The 19,859-nt window shown below is 53.5% G+C and carries 15 protein-coding genes; 12 read left to right on the top strand and 3 right to left on the bottom strand.

What is annotated here, in order from left to right; genetic code table 11:
* Positions 1–385: 385 nt before the first annotated feature.
* The 3 genes from ACGHAD_RS05300 (at position 386) to ACGHAD_RS05290 (ending at position 6,801) form a co-directional block, all read left to right on the top strand.
* Positions 386–3,388 (top strand): TonB-dependent receptor, encoded by a 3,003-nt coding sequence (locus ACGHAD_RS05300; RefSeq protein WP_382417362.1) that lies wholly within the window; start codon positions 386–388, stop codon positions 3,386–3,388.
* A 160-nt stretch (positions 3,389–3,548) separates the two neighbouring features.
* On the top strand, positions 3,549–5,333 hold the full coding sequence (locus ACGHAD_RS05295; RefSeq protein WP_382417360.1) for an arylsulfatase: 1,785 nt from the start codon (positions 3,549–3,551) through the stop codon (positions 5,331–5,333).
* 118 nt (positions 5,334–5,451) lie between these two features.
* Complete coding sequence (locus ACGHAD_RS05290) at positions 5,452–6,801, top strand: sodium-dependent transporter (RefSeq protein ID WP_382417358.1); 1,350 nt, start codon at positions 5,452–5,454, stop codon at positions 6,799–6,801.
* A 65-nt stretch (positions 6,802–6,866) separates the two neighbouring features.
* Here ACGHAD_RS05290 and ACGHAD_RS05285 read toward each other — a convergent pair whose 3' ends face one another.
* Complete coding sequence (locus ACGHAD_RS05285) at positions 6,867–7,946, bottom strand: hypothetical protein (RefSeq protein WP_382417356.1); 1,080 nt, start codon at positions 7,944–7,946, stop codon at positions 6,867–6,869.
* Positions 7,947–8,177: 231 nt separating this feature from the next.
* Here ACGHAD_RS05285 and ACGHAD_RS05280 point away from each other — a divergent pair, with 231 nt between their 5' ends.
* The 3 genes from ACGHAD_RS05280 to ACGHAD_RS05270 all read left to right on the top strand — a co-directional run bounded on the left by ACGHAD_RS05280 (position 8,178) and on the right by ACGHAD_RS05270 (position 10,179).
* The gene (locus ACGHAD_RS05280) at positions 8,178–8,786 is read left to right on the top strand and encodes a DUF4136 domain-containing protein (RefSeq protein WP_382417354.1); all 609 of its coding nucleotides are present in this window, start codon (positions 8,178–8,180) and stop codon (positions 8,784–8,786) included.
* A 66-nt stretch (positions 8,787–8,852) separates the two neighbouring features.
* Entirely contained in the window at positions 8,853–9,440 is a 588-nt protein-coding gene (locus ACGHAD_RS05275; RefSeq protein WP_382417352.1) for a DUF4136 domain-containing protein, read from the top strand.
* 151 nt (positions 9,441–9,591) lie between these two features.
* Positions 9,592–10,179: a hypothetical protein gene (locus ACGHAD_RS05270; protein ID WP_339617511.1), complete on the top strand. Its 588-nt coding sequence runs from the start codon at positions 9,592–9,594 to the stop codon at positions 10,177–10,179.
* 217 nt (positions 10,180–10,396) lie between these two features.
* Here ACGHAD_RS05270 and ACGHAD_RS05265 read toward each other — a convergent pair whose 3' ends face one another.
* Positions 10,397–10,534, bottom strand: a complete 138-nt coding sequence (locus ACGHAD_RS05265) for a hypothetical protein (protein ID WP_382417350.1) — start codon at positions 10,532–10,534, stop codon at positions 10,397–10,399.
* 74 nt (positions 10,535–10,608) lie between these two features.
* Here ACGHAD_RS05265 and atzF point away from each other — a divergent pair, with 74 nt between their 5' ends.
* From atzF to urtE, 6 genes are all read left to right on the top strand, one after another.
* On the top strand, positions 10,609–12,411 hold the full coding sequence (gene atzF, locus ACGHAD_RS05260; RefSeq protein ID WP_382417348.1) for an allophanate hydrolase: 1,803 nt from the start codon (positions 10,609–10,611) through the stop codon (positions 12,409–12,411).
* 264 nt (positions 12,412–12,675) lie between these two features.
* The gene (gene urtA, locus ACGHAD_RS05255) at positions 12,676–13,974 is read left to right on the top strand and encodes an urea ABC transporter substrate-binding protein (protein WP_382417346.1); all 1,299 of its coding nucleotides are present in this window, start codon (positions 12,676–12,678) and stop codon (positions 13,972–13,974) included.
* A 120-nt stretch (positions 13,975–14,094) separates the two neighbouring features.
* Complete coding sequence (gene urtB / locus ACGHAD_RS05250) at positions 14,095–15,726, top strand: urea ABC transporter permease subunit UrtB (RefSeq protein WP_382417344.1); 1,632 nt, start codon at positions 14,095–14,097, stop codon at positions 15,724–15,726.
* Positions 15,727–15,813: 87 nt separating this feature from the next.
* Positions 15,814–16,938 (top strand): urea ABC transporter permease subunit UrtC, encoded by a 1,125-nt coding sequence (gene urtC / locus ACGHAD_RS05245; protein WP_382417342.1) that lies wholly within the window; start codon positions 15,814–15,816, stop codon positions 16,936–16,938.
* Positions 16,935–17,759: an urea ABC transporter ATP-binding protein UrtD gene (gene urtD, locus ACGHAD_RS05240; RefSeq protein WP_382417340.1), complete on the top strand. Its 825-nt coding sequence runs from the start codon at positions 16,935–16,937 to the stop codon at positions 17,757–17,759. The genes urtC and urtD overlap by 4 nt, the downstream gene beginning before the upstream one ends.
* Positions 17,760–17,880: 121 nt before the next feature.
* The gene (gene urtE / locus ACGHAD_RS05235) at positions 17,881–18,576 is read left to right on the top strand and encodes an urea ABC transporter ATP-binding subunit UrtE (protein WP_339617507.1); all 696 of its coding nucleotides are present in this window, start codon (positions 17,881–17,883) and stop codon (positions 18,574–18,576) included.
* A 51-nt stretch (positions 18,577–18,627) separates the two neighbouring features.
* On the opposite strand, the gene ACGHAD_RS05230 is transcribed toward urtE, so the two are convergent.
* Positions 18,628–19,845, bottom strand: coding sequence for a multidrug effflux MFS transporter (locus ACGHAD_RS05230; RefSeq protein ID WP_382417338.1), 1,218 nt, complete (start codon positions 19,843–19,845; stop codon positions 18,628–18,630).
* Between the last annotated feature and the right edge of the window lie 14 nt (positions 19,846–19,859).

Here is a 19,859-nt window from a genome sequence, read left to right as displayed (position 1 = left end):
ATGCGTGGCACTCGGCAACATTACCGCAAACGCCAGCAGCGGCCTCACCTAGCTGACCTGTGCATAATTTTGCACTTTCATTACAAATCTCTACTTGCCCTTCAAAGTAATCCCCGCTAGATTTCTGCAACCGGTTACACCGTCGCACTACGAGCAAAACAATCGCGCCACCAAGACGCATAACGCTAAGTTTGTTTAATAAGTGCCCTACAGGCTAAACAGAACCAATCATAAGCCCGAGCAACTATCGGTGTAACCCTAAATTAGCGCCCTTATGAAGGATGCGACACAGGCGTTTAAATTGTATAAATTTGTAACCGGTTTCACAAAAAGTTTGACATTTCGACCAAGCCAAACGCAAAAAGCCATAATTAGGAGACGTTTCATGCAAACCCCAACATTTAAGCTTCGGGCACTTGCCGCCTGCATCAGCGCCTGCTCACTCGCAGGTGCGGTTCAGTTTGCCCACGCCCAACAAATGCCAGCTCTAGAAGAAGTGGTCGTTACCGGTGTGCGCGCCGCGCAGGAAAACTCCGTTAGCATTAAACGCGACGCCGATTCAGTGGTCGACGCCATCTCGGCAGAAGACATCGGTAAATTACCCGACATGACGATCGCCGACTCACTGCAACGCATCAGCGGTGTACAAATTCGCCGCTCTGCCGGTGAGGGCACGGCACTGAATATTCGTGGTTTGCCCCAAGTGTTAACCACCCTAAATGGTGAATCCTACCTAGGTGCCAATTCGCTAACCACCGTACAGCCAAACTACAGCGACATCCCTTCACAGCTGTTCTCGGGTGCCGAAGTTGCCAAATCACAAACCGCCGGCATGAACGCTGGTGGCATTACCGGCGTTGTAGACTTGCAGACGTACCGCCCATTTGACCTTGACGAAGGCTTTACCGTATCCGGCGCAGCATCGGGCACCTATGGCATGGACACCGAAGAAACCGACCCATCGGCTAACATTTTACTTAATTGGCGAAATGAACGTGTCGGTGTCATGGCTGCAGTCAGCCACCAAGAGGCCACGCTCGCCAACTATTACGCTGGGGTAATGGGCAACGCCGGCTGGACCGGCTTCACTAACGAATCTGACTACGGCTGGGTCAACGGCAACAACCCAAACTTTGCCGATCGTTTCAGCAATGGCAGCGTCGATCTCAATAATGATGGCGACCTGGATGATCGCTACTGGGCGTTTACCGGTCACACCGCCTACAACCGCCAGACAGAGCGCGAACGCACCGGGGCAAACGTTGCCATTCAAGTTGATCTGGGCGCCGGCTTTGAGCTGGTGGCCGAAGCTCTGGTAACCGACTTAGAAGATAACGACTACCAAACAGGGTTTGCTTTCGGCGATAAATGGCAGCGCTGGGGCTGGTATGACGCAACGCAATCCACTGATCACGGCAGTGTCAATACCGTACAAGAATATACCGGCTTCGGCCGCCGCGCGAAATCCTATTCCTCGGTACAGGCACAAACAGCCGAATCGCAAAACTACAACGTCGAGCTTAATTACGACAACGGCGATGCGTTCACCGGCTCGTTCCGCTTAGTGCACGGCGAAGCCGAGCAAGAGCGCCTGAACAGCTACATGGATATCGACGCCGCCAATGGCAGCCAATGGGGCATACAGTGCAAATACTATCCCGAGGGTACACAGGGGACACAAGGCGACTGCGCCGACGGTCAACTGCAAACCAACCCTAATGGTTACCTAGGTTACCCCCAGCTGAGCGTCAACTACAGCGGCGACAACCCCAGCTGGAGCGGTTTTGATAACAACGCCAACCTAGGGATGAACGGCAAATCGATGGGCGACGCACGCTCGATTGGCGACTACATGGGAGACCTTAACAGTTATTCATTAGGCGCGTTAACCAGCGAGAATAACTTCACCCGTGACGGTGAGCTGGATGTGGCACGCTTTGACGGAGAGTATCGCTTCGACGGTAATTTCCTGACCTCGCTGGAGTTCGGCGTGCGCCTAAGCGAGCGTAGCGTCGACAATTATGAATTTGATCTACTGTCACCGGTAAGCGGCTGCGACGTTAAATACAAAGCAACTGACGTGGACCTAGACGGCGGCGGCATTGAAGGCGCCTGTACCGCAGGTGATGGCGAACACTTTTACACCTCGGGCATCCCAACACTACTGGCCGACCTAGACGCAATTCAAGTTAGCGACTTCGGCAGCGTAACCGGTATTCCAACCATATGGAGTGCTGACCCGCGTAGCATGCAAGATGTCGAGGCCTACCACGAAGCGCTCTATCCCGGCACACATCGCGCGATCGCGCCCGCACGCTCTTACAATGTCGAACTAGAAGAGCAAAGCTACTACGCCAAAGCAAATTTTGAAACCGGCATTATGAGCGGTAACTTTGGCGTCCGCGCCATCGACTCGGACCTGACCGTGGGGCAAAACCAAGTAGGCGCCTCTCAGCCTTACGGTGCCGCATCTGTCGATGCGGGTGATATCACCACCGAGCGTTCACTGGACTACTTATTGCCCTCGCTAAACTTGCGCTTTGACTTGAGTGAAGAGCTCGTGCTGCGCGCCTCTTATGCCCGCACTATGGCGCCGCTGGATCTGGCTCAATGGGGCGGCGGCTTGTCACCCACTTACGTACTAGACTCTGACCCCGAAAGCGAAACCAACGGCAAGTTTATTGTCACCGGCGGCAATGCCACGGGTAACCCTGAGCTAGACCCTTGGCAAGCCACTAACTACGACCTCTCTCTGGAGTATTATCTGGGCGCTGCCAGCAGCTTATCTGCAGGCTGGTTTTACATTGATGTCGAGAGCTTTATCGAGAACGGCACCGTTCAAATGGAACTGCCCGACCTAGACGGCGTCGTGCGCCGCAGCGTACCCGTTTCCACCAGCATTCAAGGCGAGGGCGGCGTACTCAAAGGGGTCGAGCTGGCCGCCAAGCTGGCGTTTGACGACTTCTTAGACATACCGATGCTGAGCGGTTTTGGTATCGACGCCAACTACACTTACTCGCCTAGCGAGTCTGGCAATCAAAGTATGGACGGCGTTGAGCTGCCCTTCCAAGACAACTCGGAAGACGTCGTAAACTTGGTCGGCTGGTACGAAAATGGCGCACTGCAGGCTCGTATTGCCTACAACTACCGCGGTGAGCGCGTGGTTGGCTTCAACCAAACCTGGGGCGAAGGTACTCTGTGGCAAGAGCCAACAGCGTATGTGGACGCCTCGGTCAGCTATGACATTAACGACTACGTTAGTGTGTATGTAAACGCCTCGAACATTACCTCAGAGAAAGAAACTTACTACCTGGAATATGAAGACCAGTTCGCATGGCAGAATGAGTACGAAGCGCGCTACACCATGGGTGTAAGAGCGACTTTCTAAACCGCGACCATAGGCCGGCTCGCGCCCCTAAAGCGAATGAGCCGGCGTTACATCCTGTACCTAGTGTGTAGGTTCCTTGCTTGGCGTGTTTGTAACACGCCTTTTTTATACCCTTGGTAAATTAATGCTTATGAATTCAACAACAATAAAACGCCTCATCATGAGTGCTTTCATAGCCTCCCTTGTTGCCTGTAGTACGCAAACCAACATCGCGTCACAGCGACCCAACATCTTGCTGGTGCTAACCGATGACCAGGGCTGGGGCGACCTCGGCCTTAATGGTAACCAAAAAATCGACACCCCCACCATCGACAAGCTCGCCCACGATGGCGTCAGCTTTGACCGCTTTTATGTCAGCCCGGTGTGTTCACCCACGCGCGCCAGCTTACTTACGGGGCGCCACTCGCTTGCCACCGGTGTTCACAGTGTGACCCGCGGCGGTGAAAAAATGCTACCCGATGAACAAACCATCGCCGAATACCTACAAGACGCCGGTTATAAAACCGGATTGTTCGGCAAGTGGCACAATGGCCTGCAATACCCTCACAACCCTTTAGGCCAAGGGTTTGACGAGTTCTACGGCTTTGCCGACGGACACATCACCGATTACTTTGACGGTCACCTGCAACACAACCGCAGCACCGAAGCGTTTGCCGGCTACTTGCCCGATCGCTTAACCGATCACGCTATTGAATTTATGCGTGATAACCAGCAGCCCTTCTTTGCTTACCTCTCATTTAATACGCCTCACAGCCCCTTTGAGTTACCGCAACAGTATTTTGATAAATACAAAAAACGCGGGCTCACGAATGTCGAAGCTAGCGTGTATGGCATGGTCGAAAATATCGATCAAAACCTGCAAAGAGTCTTTCGGCAGCTGGAGCGCAACGGCAGCCTTAACAACACCATTGTCGTTTTTTTGTCCGACAACGGCCCGGCGTTTCCAGGAGGCCAAGCGCGCTACAACGGCGAGATGAAAGGTTGGAAAGGCAAGTTGGATGAAGGCGGGGTTAGAGTGCCATTTATTATCTCTTGGCCCGATCACATCAGTGGCGGACGCCGCATTACACCGATCGCACAACACCTTGATGTGCTGCCCACGTTGCTCGCGCTAACCGGTATCGATAGTGCACCCGTAAAACCGATCCACGGCGATGATCTGACGCCGCTGATACTTGATGCCAATCAAGCTCAAGCCGTCAACTGGCCCGACCGTACGCTATTTACCCACCATTTTCGCAACACCACGCGCCCGGATGAGGTTGCCATCAGCGAAAGCCCCGGTGCGGTGCGCACCCAACGCTGGCTCGCCACGTCCGACCATAATGACCACTGGTCGCTGTACGATCTTGAGGCCGACCCGAAGCAAACCCAGAATGTCGCATCCGAGCACCCGACACGACTGGCTGAGCTTAAACAAGAGTACGCGCAGTGGTACCGGAAAACACGGCTGCCCGATTATACCCCCCTGCCCGTCCATGTTGGCCACGCGGGTTACCCAGAGGTTATGTTTCCCGCCCACGAGGCTGCGATCGTCAAAGAGGGCGTTAACTATCGCCACGGCGACGGCTGGGCACACGATTGGCTGATCAGCACCGGACAAACCGCGGGCCAAATTCAGTGGCCGATTGACGTCATTAATGGCGGCAGCTACGAACTTGTGATTGGCTACGAAACACCCGACGGATCGTATGACGGCGAGATCACCGCTCAAGCCCAAGGGGCGCGATACACATTCGACTCACTACCGCCCTACCAAAGCACTGTCCGTCAAGGGCAGCGCCGCGCTGAAACCGGAGAGGCGCCCACCCAAAGCTGGGCCGAACAATCTCAGAAAATTAAACTACACGCCGGCCCTGGCGAGCTGACACTGAGCTTTGGCCGCGACGCACAGAACCGAAACCTTGCGGTAAAATACCTGCGTTTAGTAAAGCGCAACGACTAACCCATTGCGACGCCGCTGAGGCTTACCCTGCAGCCTCAGCGGCGTTGCCCTTCTTTTGTTCCCGCGTAAAGTTACGCTATAGTGGCTGCCATTGTTAATAACAAAATGGCACGCAATCATGGCGACAGAACGCGGACAATTCTCCAGCAAGATAGGCTTTTTACTTGCCGCCGCAGGCTCTGCCGTGGGGCTGGGTAATATCTGGGGGTTTCCGACGCAGGCGGCCAGTAATGGCGGTGCCGCCTTTTTATTGGTCTATTTAATTCTCGCGTTTATATTGGCGTATCCCGCACTAATGGCCGAATTAACCATTGGCCGTTATGCCCGGGCGAATGTCATCACCGCCCTGTCAGAGCTAAGCCCATCACCATTGCTTAAACGAGCCGGCCTTGCCGTGGGCATTGGCGCACTGACGGTGGCTGTGTTTATTTTAAGCTTTTACGCCATTGTCGCCGGTTGGATGTTGGCGGAATTTATCAGCCCGGCAGCACAACTGCTGCAGCTCGATGGCCTTGCCCGCTGGGTAGGCTCGCAAAGTTTTAGCCGCAACGCGTTAATGTGTGGTGTTATGTCGGCGCTTACCATCATGATTATCGCGCGCGGTGTCGAGCAAGGTATCGAGGCTTGGTCAACTCGGCTAATGCCAGCCTTATTTTTAATTTTACTGGGGATGATCGGCTACGTATTTACCCAAGCCGGCGCGCTTGCCGGGCTACGCGCTTACCTTGTGCCCGACCTCACCCGCCTGGGCGACCCAGCGCTTATTTTAAGTGCGATGGGTCAAGCGTTTTTCTCTCTGTCGCTTGGGGTCGGCACCATGCTGATTTACGGCTCGTACCTGCGCGACACCGACAATTTACCTCGGCTCGGCGCCGCCGTCACCTTACTCGACACCGGCTTTGCATTTACCGCCGGACTGCTTATTTTACCGGCCATATATGTGGCACAAGCCCAAGGCATTAGTGTATTTAATACCGAGGGTACATTGATCGCTGGACCGGACTTGATCTTTCAAGTGCTACCCGCGCTCTTTGACAACATGGGTGCCGCCGGCAGCTGGCTGGCTCTCGCGTTTTTTGCACTAATGAGTATCGCCGCACTCACCTCGGCGATCTCGCTACTCGAAGTGCCGGTATCGGTCGCGGTCGAGCGCTGCAGCATGAGCCGCCCGACAGCGGCACTGCTGTCGGGCGGTGTCATTTTTATGATTAGCTTACTGATTATCTGGCAGTTCGATGCACTTTTTAACACCGTGATCTCGCTGACCACGGTTTACGGCCAGCCGCTACTCGGGGTTGCCCTGTGTGTGTTTGCCGGCTGGGTGCTGCACCGCAACCAACTGCTTAAAGAGCTAAGCAACGGTCACCCTGAAATTGAATCCACTTTTTTCTGGCGAGTCTGGCCTTTTTACGTAAAGTTTATTTGCCCGAGCTTGATACTGATAACGTTTGTGCAGAGTGTGCGATAAAAATCGCCCCAAAAAAGTAAAGCCGCAGTGCATACTTACTGCGGCTAGAGGGTAAAGTCATTTAATTAAAACGCGTAAGACACATTCACATTAACGCTGTCATCTAACCCTAGCTGGTAGCCATTGTAGTCTTCTTCCAGGCGGGTCACCCACTCCACCCCCAAGCGCAGCCCGGCAAAGTCACCGCCGGTAACCACGGTGTTGATCCCCAAAGCGCCATCAAGAAATTCGCCGCCGTAATTGGCTTGAATATCCGCGGGGCTTGAGTGGTTATGCGCACCGTTGTAATGGCCGCTTATGGCGTCTTGATCGGTCCAGTTAACCCGAGCCGAGAAACTCATCCAATCGAGCACACGAAGCGCACCCCATGCGGTTGCGCCATATTTATCGCCGAGGGCGTAGCCCGAGTCGTTGGCGTCCTCTAAGCGGATTACCGCCGAGGCCTGGGCGCCCCAGTTAAGTGCGCCCGCCGTACCGGTGTAGGTGATTGAAGGCGTCGCATCCCAGGTGCCAGAGCCCAACTGCATGCCGTAGTGTACGAAGCTGCCGTCGGGGTTTTTCAAGTCTACTTTACCGGTCGGTGCGCTTACGCCCAAGGTGCCAATCAGTGTTTGGTGCTCGGCGGTAACCAGCTTATACAAGGCGCTGAAGTTGGTATCGCCAAAGCCGTCTACCTCGTGGGACATATGCCCCATGCCGTGACCGTGGCCGTGCCCCATGGAATCGTCCATTCCCATAGAGCCGCCCATGTCCATAGCGTGCTCCATCATCCCGGTGCCGGCCATATTCATGCTCATGGTCATGTACATGGGCATTAACATCAGCGTTAAACGATCAGTCGGGGCGTACATAATATCCAGCATGGTCATTTCCATACTCATGGCGGTAGGCATCATACTGTAACCCGCCGCCGCGAGGCCCGAGGCGCCAATTTCACTATCGCCTTGGTACATGCCACTGTAACTGGCGTAGGTGTAGCGGTAGCCGGTCATGACCTCGCTTTTATTGTGGGCGTGATCCACCATAACGCCGGCAGGCGCATGAGAGTCGGGCCTAAAGGTCTGCTCATGGGCGCTAGCGCCCGATGCAAGCAATGCCCCTGCCAGAGCAGTCACAGCCACCCCTTTAACCTTCATTGTCGCCATTGTCTCGCTCCTTATGTCAGGCAAAATTCAAAGGCCGGTATTGTACCGCGTCTGGGGGGATTGTCAGTGTGTCAATTTGTCACAGGGGCAAAACATACCCAACCCCAACAAAGGGGCTTAAACGCGCAAATTTACCGCCCTAGTAACACTCAATCACCACTTTGTGGATCATTTATCGATATACTAGTGTCAAAGCCATTGATAACGATCCATGTACTGGGAGAAGACCGTATGATTCACGCACGTAAGCTGACTATTCGCTGGGTAAAGCTGGCGGCCACACTGATCGTTGGCACCGCGCTCTTGGCGGGCTGCGCCTCCAGTGGCCCCACGATTCAGAGCGATTACGACCGCGACGCAGACTTTACCGCGTACCAAACCTTTGCGTTTGTCGATCCACTGGGCACCGACAAATCGGGCTATTCCACGCTCGTGACGAGCCACTTTAAGTCGGCGGCACGGGAAGAAATGGAGCAATTGGGTTATACCTACTCCGAGCAATCGCCGGATTTACTGGTTAACTTTTTCTCCAATACCGAGAATCGTACCGATATTCGCAGCACGCCATCAATGACCGCCTCTTATGGGTATTACGGCTACCGCAGTGGCTTGTATATGGGGCTGCCGCTGTACGGCTCAGAAACCGAGACCCGCCATTACAAAGTAGGGACGTTAAACATCGACGTCGTCGATGCCGATAAAGAGCAACTGGTTTGGGAGGGCATCGCCGAGGGCAAGCTGAGCAAAGACGCCATGGCCAACCCCCGTGACGCCATTCGCACTGCGGTGAATCAGATTTTTAAAACCTACCCAACTCAGGTGACAACCACTACCAAATAACCACCGAGCAAACCTCGCGGCAGTCGGCTCGTCCGGCCGCCGCCACTCGGCTTTTTAGGATCTGCTATGCCTCGTCTATCTGTGTTGCACACTCTTTTTGCGCTAACCTCTACCGTTTTGTTACTTGCCAGCTGCCAGAGCACTCCCACCCCCGAGATTCAAACTCTGACAGCAAAAAACACAGACTTTAGCCTGTACCAAACCTTCTCGCTCACCAGTACTCCGGGCATTGAGGTGTACGGCGAGCCAGAACCCGTAGCGCAGGACGTAGCCACCGCTATTGCCCGCGAGCTAACCGCCAAAGGTTACCGCCAAGTCGATCGCAACGGCGATTTGTTTATTAATTTCCACGCCGAGATCGACAACGATGTACAGGCGTTTAATAACGCCATCCCGATCACCCCGGATCGCACCGGTTATTACCGTTCTTGGGCGTCGCTTTACGGCCCGCTGCCGCAGGAGCGCGAAGGTGGCACCACGCGCATCACCTACGCCGGCGCCATCAACATCGATGTGGTCGACCGCAGCGCCAATCAAGCGGTGTGGCAAGGCGTGTATCGGCGCAAACTAACCGCCGAGGACGAGAACGAACAGACGCAAGTCATCGACCAAGCGGTTACATCTTTGCTGCGCTCATTGCCGCGCGCCAAATAACCGTTACACACTGGCGCCAACTCACATTTTTAGTGCTAATCTTAAGCCGTTAAGCGATAGCGTCCGGTGCGCCTCCCGCACCGGGCCTTGTAATATTTTGTCTCTATCAACGGCAACCCGCAGGATAAATAACACTCACAGGGAATAAAACATGAAGGCCAATCGACAACTTTATGGCGTCGCCGTCGCGTGTCTACTGCTATCGTCGTGCGCCAACGGCGTAAGCCAAAGCGATTTAAATTACTCAATCAATATCAATTACGGTACGGTCGACGCTATTGATAACGTCAAGATCGACTCTGATGCAGGAAGTGGCGCCGCGATGGGAGGCATCGTCGGTGCCGCCACCAGTGGCCATCACAATCGCGGTGAACACGCACTGGAAGGTGCCGTAGCAGGCGGTATTCTTGCGGCGTTACTGCAAGGCAATCGTGACGCCTACTCGTACCAAATCAGCTTAGCGCGCGGCGGCACCTTAAAGGTAATCACAGAGCAAGGCGACATCCGCGTTGGCGATTGCGTCAGTGTCGAACAAGGCCGTACGACCAATGTTCGTCGAGTTGCCAGTGTTTACTGCGACTCTCATGGCAACGCTGCCCTGCAGCACCCTCACGTCGTCTCTTCTGCCCAAGAGGACGCGGCCGAGTGTCACACGGCCAAGCAAATTGCGTTAAAGGCAGAAACCGAAGAGGACATCGACCTCGCCATCAAGCGCGTACGCGCTTTATGTGATGGCTAAAATACATAAGACCCGGCTAGCCTTTGCAGGTTAGCCGGCCTCGATAACACCAACCCCCGCACACACCAACCATTAACACAGCTACGAGTTTTAGTGGGCGCCCGCATTAAGTGCACCCATCACGCGTGGCCAACATCGATAAACATCACTTAACGGTCCGCGCAAAACCCAAGCTCACTGCCCGCACCATATTAAGGCGAGGCCATGCCCTCCGTCTTTAAATGGTGCGCAATAACAGTGCAAACTTATTGCCCATCAAGCGACTAAGCGCCGCCCAAGTTTTAAAGCCGCCGGGCAAACCCTCGCAATCACCAGCGTTACGCTGCATCACTCGCGCGTCATTCTCGTTTGGCACGCTTCATGCTCAATGGCCTGTGCCTTTTATGAAAACGCTAATTTAAACTAAGCATAAGCGAGACCTCAAACACCATGCGAACAAGTGGATGGACACTGACAGACTGGCTTGATACCTATACTCGCCAAGAGGCGAAGCCAGCCGAATTACTCACGCCATTAGTTGATGCGCTTGACGCCAGTGACCCGGCATGGACCTACAGAATTAATCGCGCCGAGCTTAACCAACAGCTGGCTTTTTTAAACGATAAATCTCCTGCTGACTTGCCGCTATACGGTATTCCTTTTGCTGTTAAAGACAACATTGATGTCGCCGGTTTACCCACCAGCGCCGCCTGCCCCGCCTACCGCTATGACGCCCGTAATAGCGCGACCGCCGTCGCCCGTTTAACACAAGCCGGCGCCATCGTGATTGGCAAAACCAATCTCGATCAATTTGCCACAGGTCTTGTAGGTACGCGCTCGCCCTATGGCGCGGTGCCCAACAGTGTTAACCCGGATTATATTTCTGGCGGCTCAAGCTCAGGCTCAGCCGTGGTGGTTGCGCGCGGCCTAGTGCCCTTTAGTTTAGGCACAGATACCGCCGGTTCAGGTCGCGTACCCGCAGGTTTTAACAATATCGTTGGGCTTAAACCCACTAAAGGCCGCTTTAGCACGCGCGGGGTTGTACCCGCTTGTCGCAGCCTCGACTGCGTATCGATATTCGCTTTAGGAGTAGACGATGCCGCGACCGTTGCACGGCACCTCGAAGCGTTTGATAGCGCAGATGCCTATTCGCGCAAACCGCAACTCAGTGTGCAAACACACCTGTTTGGCAGCGCACCAAACATTGCCATACCTGAATCTATCGACTGGTGTGGCGACGACGCACAACGCGAGGCGTGGCTTATCGCCGTGCAACAACTCAAAGAGGCCGGGGCAAACATAACCACCTTAGACTTTACGCCAATGCAAAACCTCGCTCAGCTTTTATACGGCGGTGCTTGGGTTGCCGAGCGCGGCGCCGCCGTGGGCGATTTTATTGCGCAAAAACCGGCCGAGGTTAACGACGTGGTCGGCGGCATTATTTCGCAATCCGCTAACTTTACGGCTATCGATGTGTTTAACGCCGAGTACCGCCGCGCCGAGCTCGCGCAAGAAATACAAAGCTTAATGAGAGAAGTCGATGCGCTAATGGTACCCACCACCGTGCGCTTTCCGACACAGGCCGATGTTGCCGCCGACCCAGTTGGCGTTAACACTCAGCTGGGAATGTTTACCAACTTTGTTAACTTAGCCGATTGCGCCGCGTTATCGGTGCCCGCCCCTAAACGCAGCGATGCGCTCCCCTTTGGCATTACTTTTATTGCACCGGCCTGGAGCGACAACGCCCTTATTGCCTTGGGCGCCTATTGGCAACAGCAACAACCCTGGACGAAAGGCGCCTCCGAGCAAACGCTGCCATTAACGCCAGCAAAACCTGCGGGGATTGACGATCAGCTCATACGCGTCGCCGTCGTTGGCGCACATTTAACAGATATGCCGTTAAACCATCAACTCACCAGCCGCAGTGCGCGCTTTGTCTGCGAAACCAACACCGCCGACCGCTACCGGCTTTACGCGTTAAGCAATACCCAGCCGCCTAAACCCGGTCTTGCCCGCGACGACACCGGCGGCGCCATTACGGTTGAGCTGTGGGACATGCCACTCACATTGTTTGGCAGTTTTGTCGCCGAGATACCGGCGCCATTAGGCATCGGCAACGTGACCTTAGCCGATGGCAGCACCGTAAAGGGCTTTATTTGCGAGCCGGCCGGGCTTAAAGGAGCGCTCGATATTACCGAGTACGGCGGCTGGAGAAATTTTTTAAACAATAAAAACAAGGTGGCAAACCAATGATAAACAACCGCCACACTATTACCTGACATTTTTAAAGGGCGGCGCCAACACGTCGGCCTACACCAATTGCAGAAACAAGAGTCGTTTCGACAAGCTGATAATGAATTTATCGGCCGTGGGATCGCCTTGTCTGTAAAACCGAAGCGTGAGCTTCGGTAAGGGCAACCGATATTGTCGGGAGCCTTAGTAAACGCGATGTCTGGGAGTAAAACTGGGGCGCACACTGCGTGACGCTCATCTAACCTCAAGCTATGGAGATCGACCATGATATTAAGAAAACTGGCAAAAACCGTTGGCGCGCTAGGTCTTGCCTGCGGGATGACACTGTCCGCAGCCAACAGCTACGCCGAAGATGACACCATTAAGGTCGGCGTACTGCACTCGCTATCCGGCACTATGGCCATCTCAGAAACCACCCTCAAAGACACCATGTTGATGCTTATCGAAGAGCAAAACAAAAAAGGCGGATTGCTGGGTAAAAAACTTGAGCCTGTCGTGGTTGACCCGGCTTCCAACTGGCCTTTATTTGCCGAGAAAACTCGCGAGCTTATCTCGCAAGAGGGCGTCGATGCCATTTTTGGCTGCTGGACATCCGTTTCGCGTAAATCAGTACTGCCCGTCGTCGAAGAGCTAAACGGCTTACTTTTTTACCCCGTACAGTACGAAGGTGAAGAGTCATCACGCAACGTATTTTACACCGGCGCGGCACCCAACCAGCAAGCGATTCCCGCGGTTGATTACCTGATGAATGACCTGGAAGTAAAACGCTGGGTACTGGCCGGTACCGATTATGTGTACCCGCGCACCACCAACAAAATTCTTGCCGCCTATTTAAAATCGAAAGGCGTTAAAGAGTCCGACATTATGATCAACTACACCCCGTTTGGTCACTCCGATTGGCAGAACATTGTCTCGGACATCAAACGCTTTGGCAGCGCTGGTAAAAAGACCGCCGTTGTCTCAACCATTAACGGTGACGCCAACGTACCTTTCTACCGCGAGCTAGGCAACCAAGGTATTTCGGCCGAGGATATTCCGGTAGTTGCTTTCTCAGTGGGCGAAGAAGAGCTGTCGGGTATCGATGCTAAACCATTGGTAGGCCACATGGCCGCGTGGAATTACTTTATGAGTGTGGATACTGACGAGAACAATCAGTTTATCGACCAGTGGCTGGCGTTTATTGAAGACGACAAGCGCGTTACCAACGACCCGATGGAGGCGCACTACATCGGCTTCAATATGTGGGTAAAAGCGGTCGAAAAAGCCGGTTCTACCGACTCCGACAAAGTGATTGATGCCATTGTCGGCGTTGAAGTACCCAACTTAACCGGCGGCACCAGCAAAATGCTGCCTAACCACCACATCACTAAGCCTGTATTAATTGGTGAGATTCAGGAAGATGGTCAGTTTCTTACCGTTTGGGAAACCGAAGGGTTAGTGCCTGGCGACGCTTGGTCTGACTACCTTGAAGGCTCGAAAGATTTAATCTCCGACTGGACCGCTCCAATCAGCTGCGGCAACTACAACGAGATGAGTAAAAAATGCGTAGGCGCGACTGAGTAAATTAAGTATAGCGACCGGCATCACTGTCAGGGGTGCGAAGCCCCTGACAGATAACAACGATAAGTGCTTAAAACAGTAAGCATAACAACATCCTCAAACACCATGATAGTGACTAATGCCATGTTCAAATTACAGAACTCGGTTCGTCGTTACCTAAGCTTCACTTTACTGCTGGTAATGGCGCTGGGGTTTTCGCCGGGCTACGCGCAGAGCGCGCCTGATAAAACCACCACCTTTAACACCCTCGTTGATGAACTGGCTGAGGGCAGTTTAAGCAAGCGAATTAAAACCGTCTCGGCCATCGCCACACTTAAACACGAGCGCAGCGCCATCGTACTTAGCGCGCTACAAGACGGATCACTCAAGGCTACCAGAGGCGACCCCACGCTGGTGGTTATCGAGCTCGAGGATGACTCGCTACTAAGCGCCCAAACCGGTGCCCTCATCAGTGACGATTTGGGCCGATTAAAGCGTATCCCTATTCACAATAAACTGCGCAGTCAGCTGCACACATTGGTGGCGCAGCTAAACCTGAGCAGCCCCGACAAAGCCGTCCGGTTAGGGGCGGTTAACCGTCTAATCACCGACGGCGGCAATGAAGAAACCGCCACCACCTTGCAAGCTCTGCGTGCAAGCGAGCTCGATAGCGGCGTACGCGATGCCATGAGCACAGCCATTGCGATGTACAACATTCAAAGCGATGACGCCAATGTACGCCTCAATGCAGTTAAACAGCTGCAAGGTTCGCTCATTCCCGAGGTGCGTGGCCCGCTAGCGGCACTGGCCGATAGCGACCCGGACAAAGCCGTACAACAAGAAGCGCAACAAGCCCTGGAGTCGATTGAGGGGCGCCTTAAAGTATTCCGTTTTTCTGAGAACGTGTTTTTTGGTTTAAGTCTTGGCTCAGTTTTTTTACTCTCCGCCATCGGACTCGCCATTACTTTTGGCGTCATGGGGGTAATCAACATGGCCCACGGCGAACTTATGATGATCGGCGCCTATACTACTTGGGTCATTCAGCAGCTATTACCTAACCATATCGGCATAAGCTTGTTTATTGCCATTCCCAGTGCCTTTGTGGTCGCGGGCTTAGTGGGTATTGCTATCGAGCGCGGCGTGATTCAGTTTTTATACGGTCGTCCACTCGAGACACTATTGGCCACGTTTGGTATTAGCCTTATTTTGCAGCAGGCCGCTCGCTCAATATTCTCACCATTAAACCGCGCCGTCAGCCTGCCAGAGTGGATGAGTGGCTCGCTGCAAATCAATCCAGCCCTATCACTTACCTTTAACCGGCTTTACATTTTACTGTTTGGGCTGATGGTCTTTTTTGCCCTGCTGACCATTCTTAAAAAGACTTCTCTCGGGCTTAAAGTCCGCGCTGTATCGCAAAATCGCCCCATGGCGCGCGCCGTCGGCGTACGCGCCAGCTGGGTCGACGCCCTGACCTTTGGCCTGGGCTCGGGTATTGCCGGTATCGCCGGGGTCGCCCTGTCGCAGCTTACCAATGTCGGCCCCAACTTGGGCCAAGCCTATATTATCGACTCGTTTATGGTGGTGGTATTTGGTGGTGTCGGTAATTTATGGGGCACATTGGTCGGCGCTATGGGCATTGGTTTACTCAATAAGTTTATGGAGCCCTACGCCGGCGCGGTGTTGGCCAAAGTTTTGATTCTTGTGCTGTTAATTCTGTTTATTCAGAAAAAACCCAAAGGGCTGTTTCCACAAAAAGGCCGCGCTGCCGCCGATTAAACGGCAACGCCTATACGCCCATAAACACCCGCGCGGCTCACTATAAAAACCCGCGCACGAGAAACAAAAAAAGAGTTGGACAAAGTTATGTTAACGCAACGTTTACTGACCAGTGACAAAGGCGGCATGGTGGTGCTGGGGATACTTCTCCTTACCTGTGTACTCGTGCCCATTTTAAACTTAGCGGTGCCTGAAAGCTCGGCGCTGCATGTTTCTACCTTCACCGTAACACTACTCGGCAAATTTTTATGTTATGCCTTGCTGGCACTAGCGCTGGATTTAATCTGGGGCTACGCCGGTATTTTGTCGCTCGGTCACGGCGCCTTTTTTGCGCTGGGTGGCTACGCCATGGGCATGTATCTAATGCGCCAAGTTGGCGATCGCGGTAAATACGGCGATCCGCTACTGCCGGACTTTATGGTGTTTTTAAACTGGGATAGCCTGCCTTGGTATTGGCTTGGGTTTGATATGTTTTGGTTTGCCATGCTGATGGTGATAATGGTGCCTGCGATACTTGCCTGGGTATTCGGCTGGCTGGCATTTCGCTCGCGGGTTACCGGGGTTTATTTTGCCATTATTACCCAGGCACTTACCTACGCCTTAATGCTGGCGTTTTTTCGCAACGAAATGGGCTTTGGTGGCAACAATGGCCTAACCGATTTTAAAGATATACTCGGTTTTTCCATCACCGCTGACTCTACCCGTATCGGTCTGTTTTTAGCCTCGGGCATTATGCTTATCATCGCCTATCTTGCCTGCCGCTATATCGTGACCTCGCGCATGGGCCGGGTAATCGTTTCTATTCGCGATGCCGAAACGCGCACCCGCTTTTGCGGTTATCAAGTGGAGTCCTACAAGCTGTGGTTGTTTGTCTTCTCGGCGGTTCTGGCGGGTATCGCCGGCGCCCTCTATGTACCACAAGTAGGTATTATCAACCCGGGTGAGTTCTCGCCACTTAACTCCATTGAGCTGGTGGTTTGGGTAGCTACGGGCGGGCGCGGCACGCTGTACGGCGCCATTGTCGGTGCCTTTAGTGTCAACTATGGCAAGACCATTTTCACCAGCTTTTACCCAGAGGCTTGGCTGTTTCCCTTAGGTTTATTATTTGTCTTAGTCACACTGGTATTGCCGAAAGGTCTCGTGGGTTTATTCAGCCGCTTTAAGCGCCACGACAAAAAAAGCGATGACGCCAAACAGGAGGACGCACCATGAACCCGTTTAAGCACGCGCGCAACTGGAGCACCCGCGCCCTACCGGTAAAAGACCCAAACTTCGGCCACGCGGTGGATACCAGTCACGGCCCCATTTTGTACATCGAAGACGTCAACGTCAGTTTTGATGGGTTTAAAGCACTGAATAACCTCAACCTGTTTATCGATGATGGCGAGCTGCGCTGTATTATCGGCCCCAACGGCGCCGGAAAAACCACCATGATGGACGTGATTACCGGCAAGACCAAGCCCGATTCGGGCAGTATCTTTTTTGGTCAACAGATTAACCTGCAGCACCTGTCTGAGCATCAAATTTCCCGTGGTGGTATTGGCCGAAAGTTTCAAAAACCCACGGTGTTTGAAGCGCTCTCGGTGTATGAAAACTTAGAACTCGCCACCGCCGACGACAAACGCGTGTGGCATATTCTAAGCCACCAGTTGACCGGCGCACAGCGCGATAAAATCGACGAAGTGTTATACACCATCGGCCTTAGCCAACATGTTCATAACAGCGCCGGCAACTTATCCCATGGGCAAAAACAATGGTTAGAAATCGGCATGCTGTTGATGCAAAGCCCGCGGGTGTTGCTGGTCGATGAGCCTGTAGCCGGTATGACCGGCGAGGAAACCGAGCGTACCGCCGAATTATTAACGTCCCTGGCCGGCAAACACTCCGTGATTGTGGTTGAGCACGATATGGCCTTTGTTCGCTCTATCGCCAAAAATGTCACGGTGCTACACCAGGGCTCAGTATTGGCCGAAGGCACAATGGATCAAGTACAGAGCAACCCTAAAGTGATTGAGGTGTATTTGGGGGAATGATGGTTGGCGATGAAGAGAAACGGATAACGATGGACGGAGAACGAAATACAGAATTCACTTGGCCGTTAACCGTTTTCCGTCAACCGTGCCCCGCTCTCCCAACAATAATTGGAGCAACACAGTGCTAAACATACAATCAATTAACCAATACTACGGCCAAAGCCATATCCTCTGGGATCTGGATTTGGAACTACCCGAAGGCACCTGCGGCTGCCTAATTGGCCGCAATGGCGTGGGTAAAACCACTTTACTTAAATGCATTACCGGCTTACTGCCTATTAAAGATGGCAGCATCATCTTTAACGGCAAAGACATCAGTAAAGCCTCCACCGAGGCCCGCGCCCGCGCTGGCATCGGCTATGTACCACAGGGCCGCGAGATCTTCCCGCTGCTAACCGTCGAAGAGAATCTAAAAATATCCCTTGGTGCTCGGCCCGACGGCAAAAGCCAAGTGCCCGACTTAATTTACGAGCTGTTTCCGGTACTTAAAGAGATGAAACACCGCCGTGGCGGCGACTTATCCGGCGGTCAGCAACAACAACTTGCCATTGGCCGCGCGCTGGTACTCGACCCTAAGCTGCTAATCTTGGACGAGCCCACCGAAGGCATCCAACCCAACGTTGTGCGTGACATCGGCAACGTCATCCGCCGGCTGAACCATGAGTTTGGTTTAACGGTTTTACTGGTGGAACAAAAACTACCCTTTGCCCGTAAAGTCGCCGACCATTTTTACATTATGGAGCGGGGCAAAGTGGAGGCCACTGGCGCCATCGATGAATTGAACGATGATTTAGTGCAGAAGTACTTAAGCGTTTAATATAAAAACTAAGGCAGAGCGGCTTTTCACTCTGCCTTAGCACTATTAATATTAAGAACCATTCATCCGGCGGCCCCGCCACACCGAGCGCCACATAAAACACTGCGCTAGCAGTCCGCACGCCACCATCGCCAACACGACCGACAATAACGTATGCGGCAACAGCCCCGACAGTGCGCTTAACAACCCCGCCCCGCCAAACTGACAAGCACCAAGCAATGCCGCCGCGGTGCCGCTGTTTTGCGCAAAGTGCTCCATATAACAGGCCTGAATATTGGGCGAGAGCGCGCCGTGAGCGCCAATGGTGATCATCATGGCAGGTAAAAACACCCACACCGGCCATGCAAATACCGCCGCCAATGTTAACGCGACTAACCCTATGCCTTGTAGCCCGGTGGCAAGCTGCAAAATATGCAGTGAACTAAAGCAGCGCGCCAGCAGCGCCCGATTCACTAAATTGCAGCAAAACATAGCGGCGATATTAGCCGCAAACATAATGGCAAACGCATCGGCCGACTGGCCAAAATGATCTTGATAAATAAACGAGCTGTGGGTAATAAACACCATCATTACCGAGAACGCCCCCACCTGCCAGGCGATATACGCCAGCGCCGTGCGATTTTTAAAGACCGCCACATAACGCTGAATAATACTCCCCGGCACTTTCTCGACCGGGCGCGGCAGGGGCGGCTCGCTAAACACTATTTTAATTAGCAGCGGAATCATCAAAACCGCATACACCGCCATAAACACAAAAATTCCCGACCAATGGCCGATCTTCAGCAGCAAGCTGCCAATACTTGGGGCAATGCCCGGCGCCACCACCAAAATCAAGCCCAAAAACGAAAACAGCTTGGCGGCTTCTTGCCCGCTGATACGGTCGCGAACCAGCGCTGGCACGGACACCAACACCCAGCCCGCACCAATGGCTTGCAACGCGCGACCAATTAAAAAGTGCGGCAAGGTATGCAACGTCGCCAACAGCGCACTGGCAAACGCAAAAATCAACAAACCCACCATCAACACCTGCTTGCGTCCTAATTTATCGGATAGCGGCCCGCCAATAAGTTGCCCTATCGCCAGCGCAAAGACATACACCGAAACACTCACCGCTACCGCCTGTGAGGACACTCCCAAATCAACAGCAATGGCCGGAAATGCAGGCAAGTAAGTATCGAGTGAAAAAGGCCCCAACATCATGGTGGCCGCCAAGGTAATAACTAAGGGCAACGAAATTGTGTCAGAGCGCTGGATAGACGGTGTAGGCATAGCAGAATATAAAA

Source organism: Gilvimarinus japonicus (genome assembly GCF_042847215.1).
Classification (GTDB): Bacteria; Pseudomonadota; Gammaproteobacteria; order Pseudomonadales; family Cellvibrionaceae; genus Gilvimarinus; species Gilvimarinus japonicus.
This window is presented reverse-complemented; position numbering and strand designations above follow the sequence as displayed.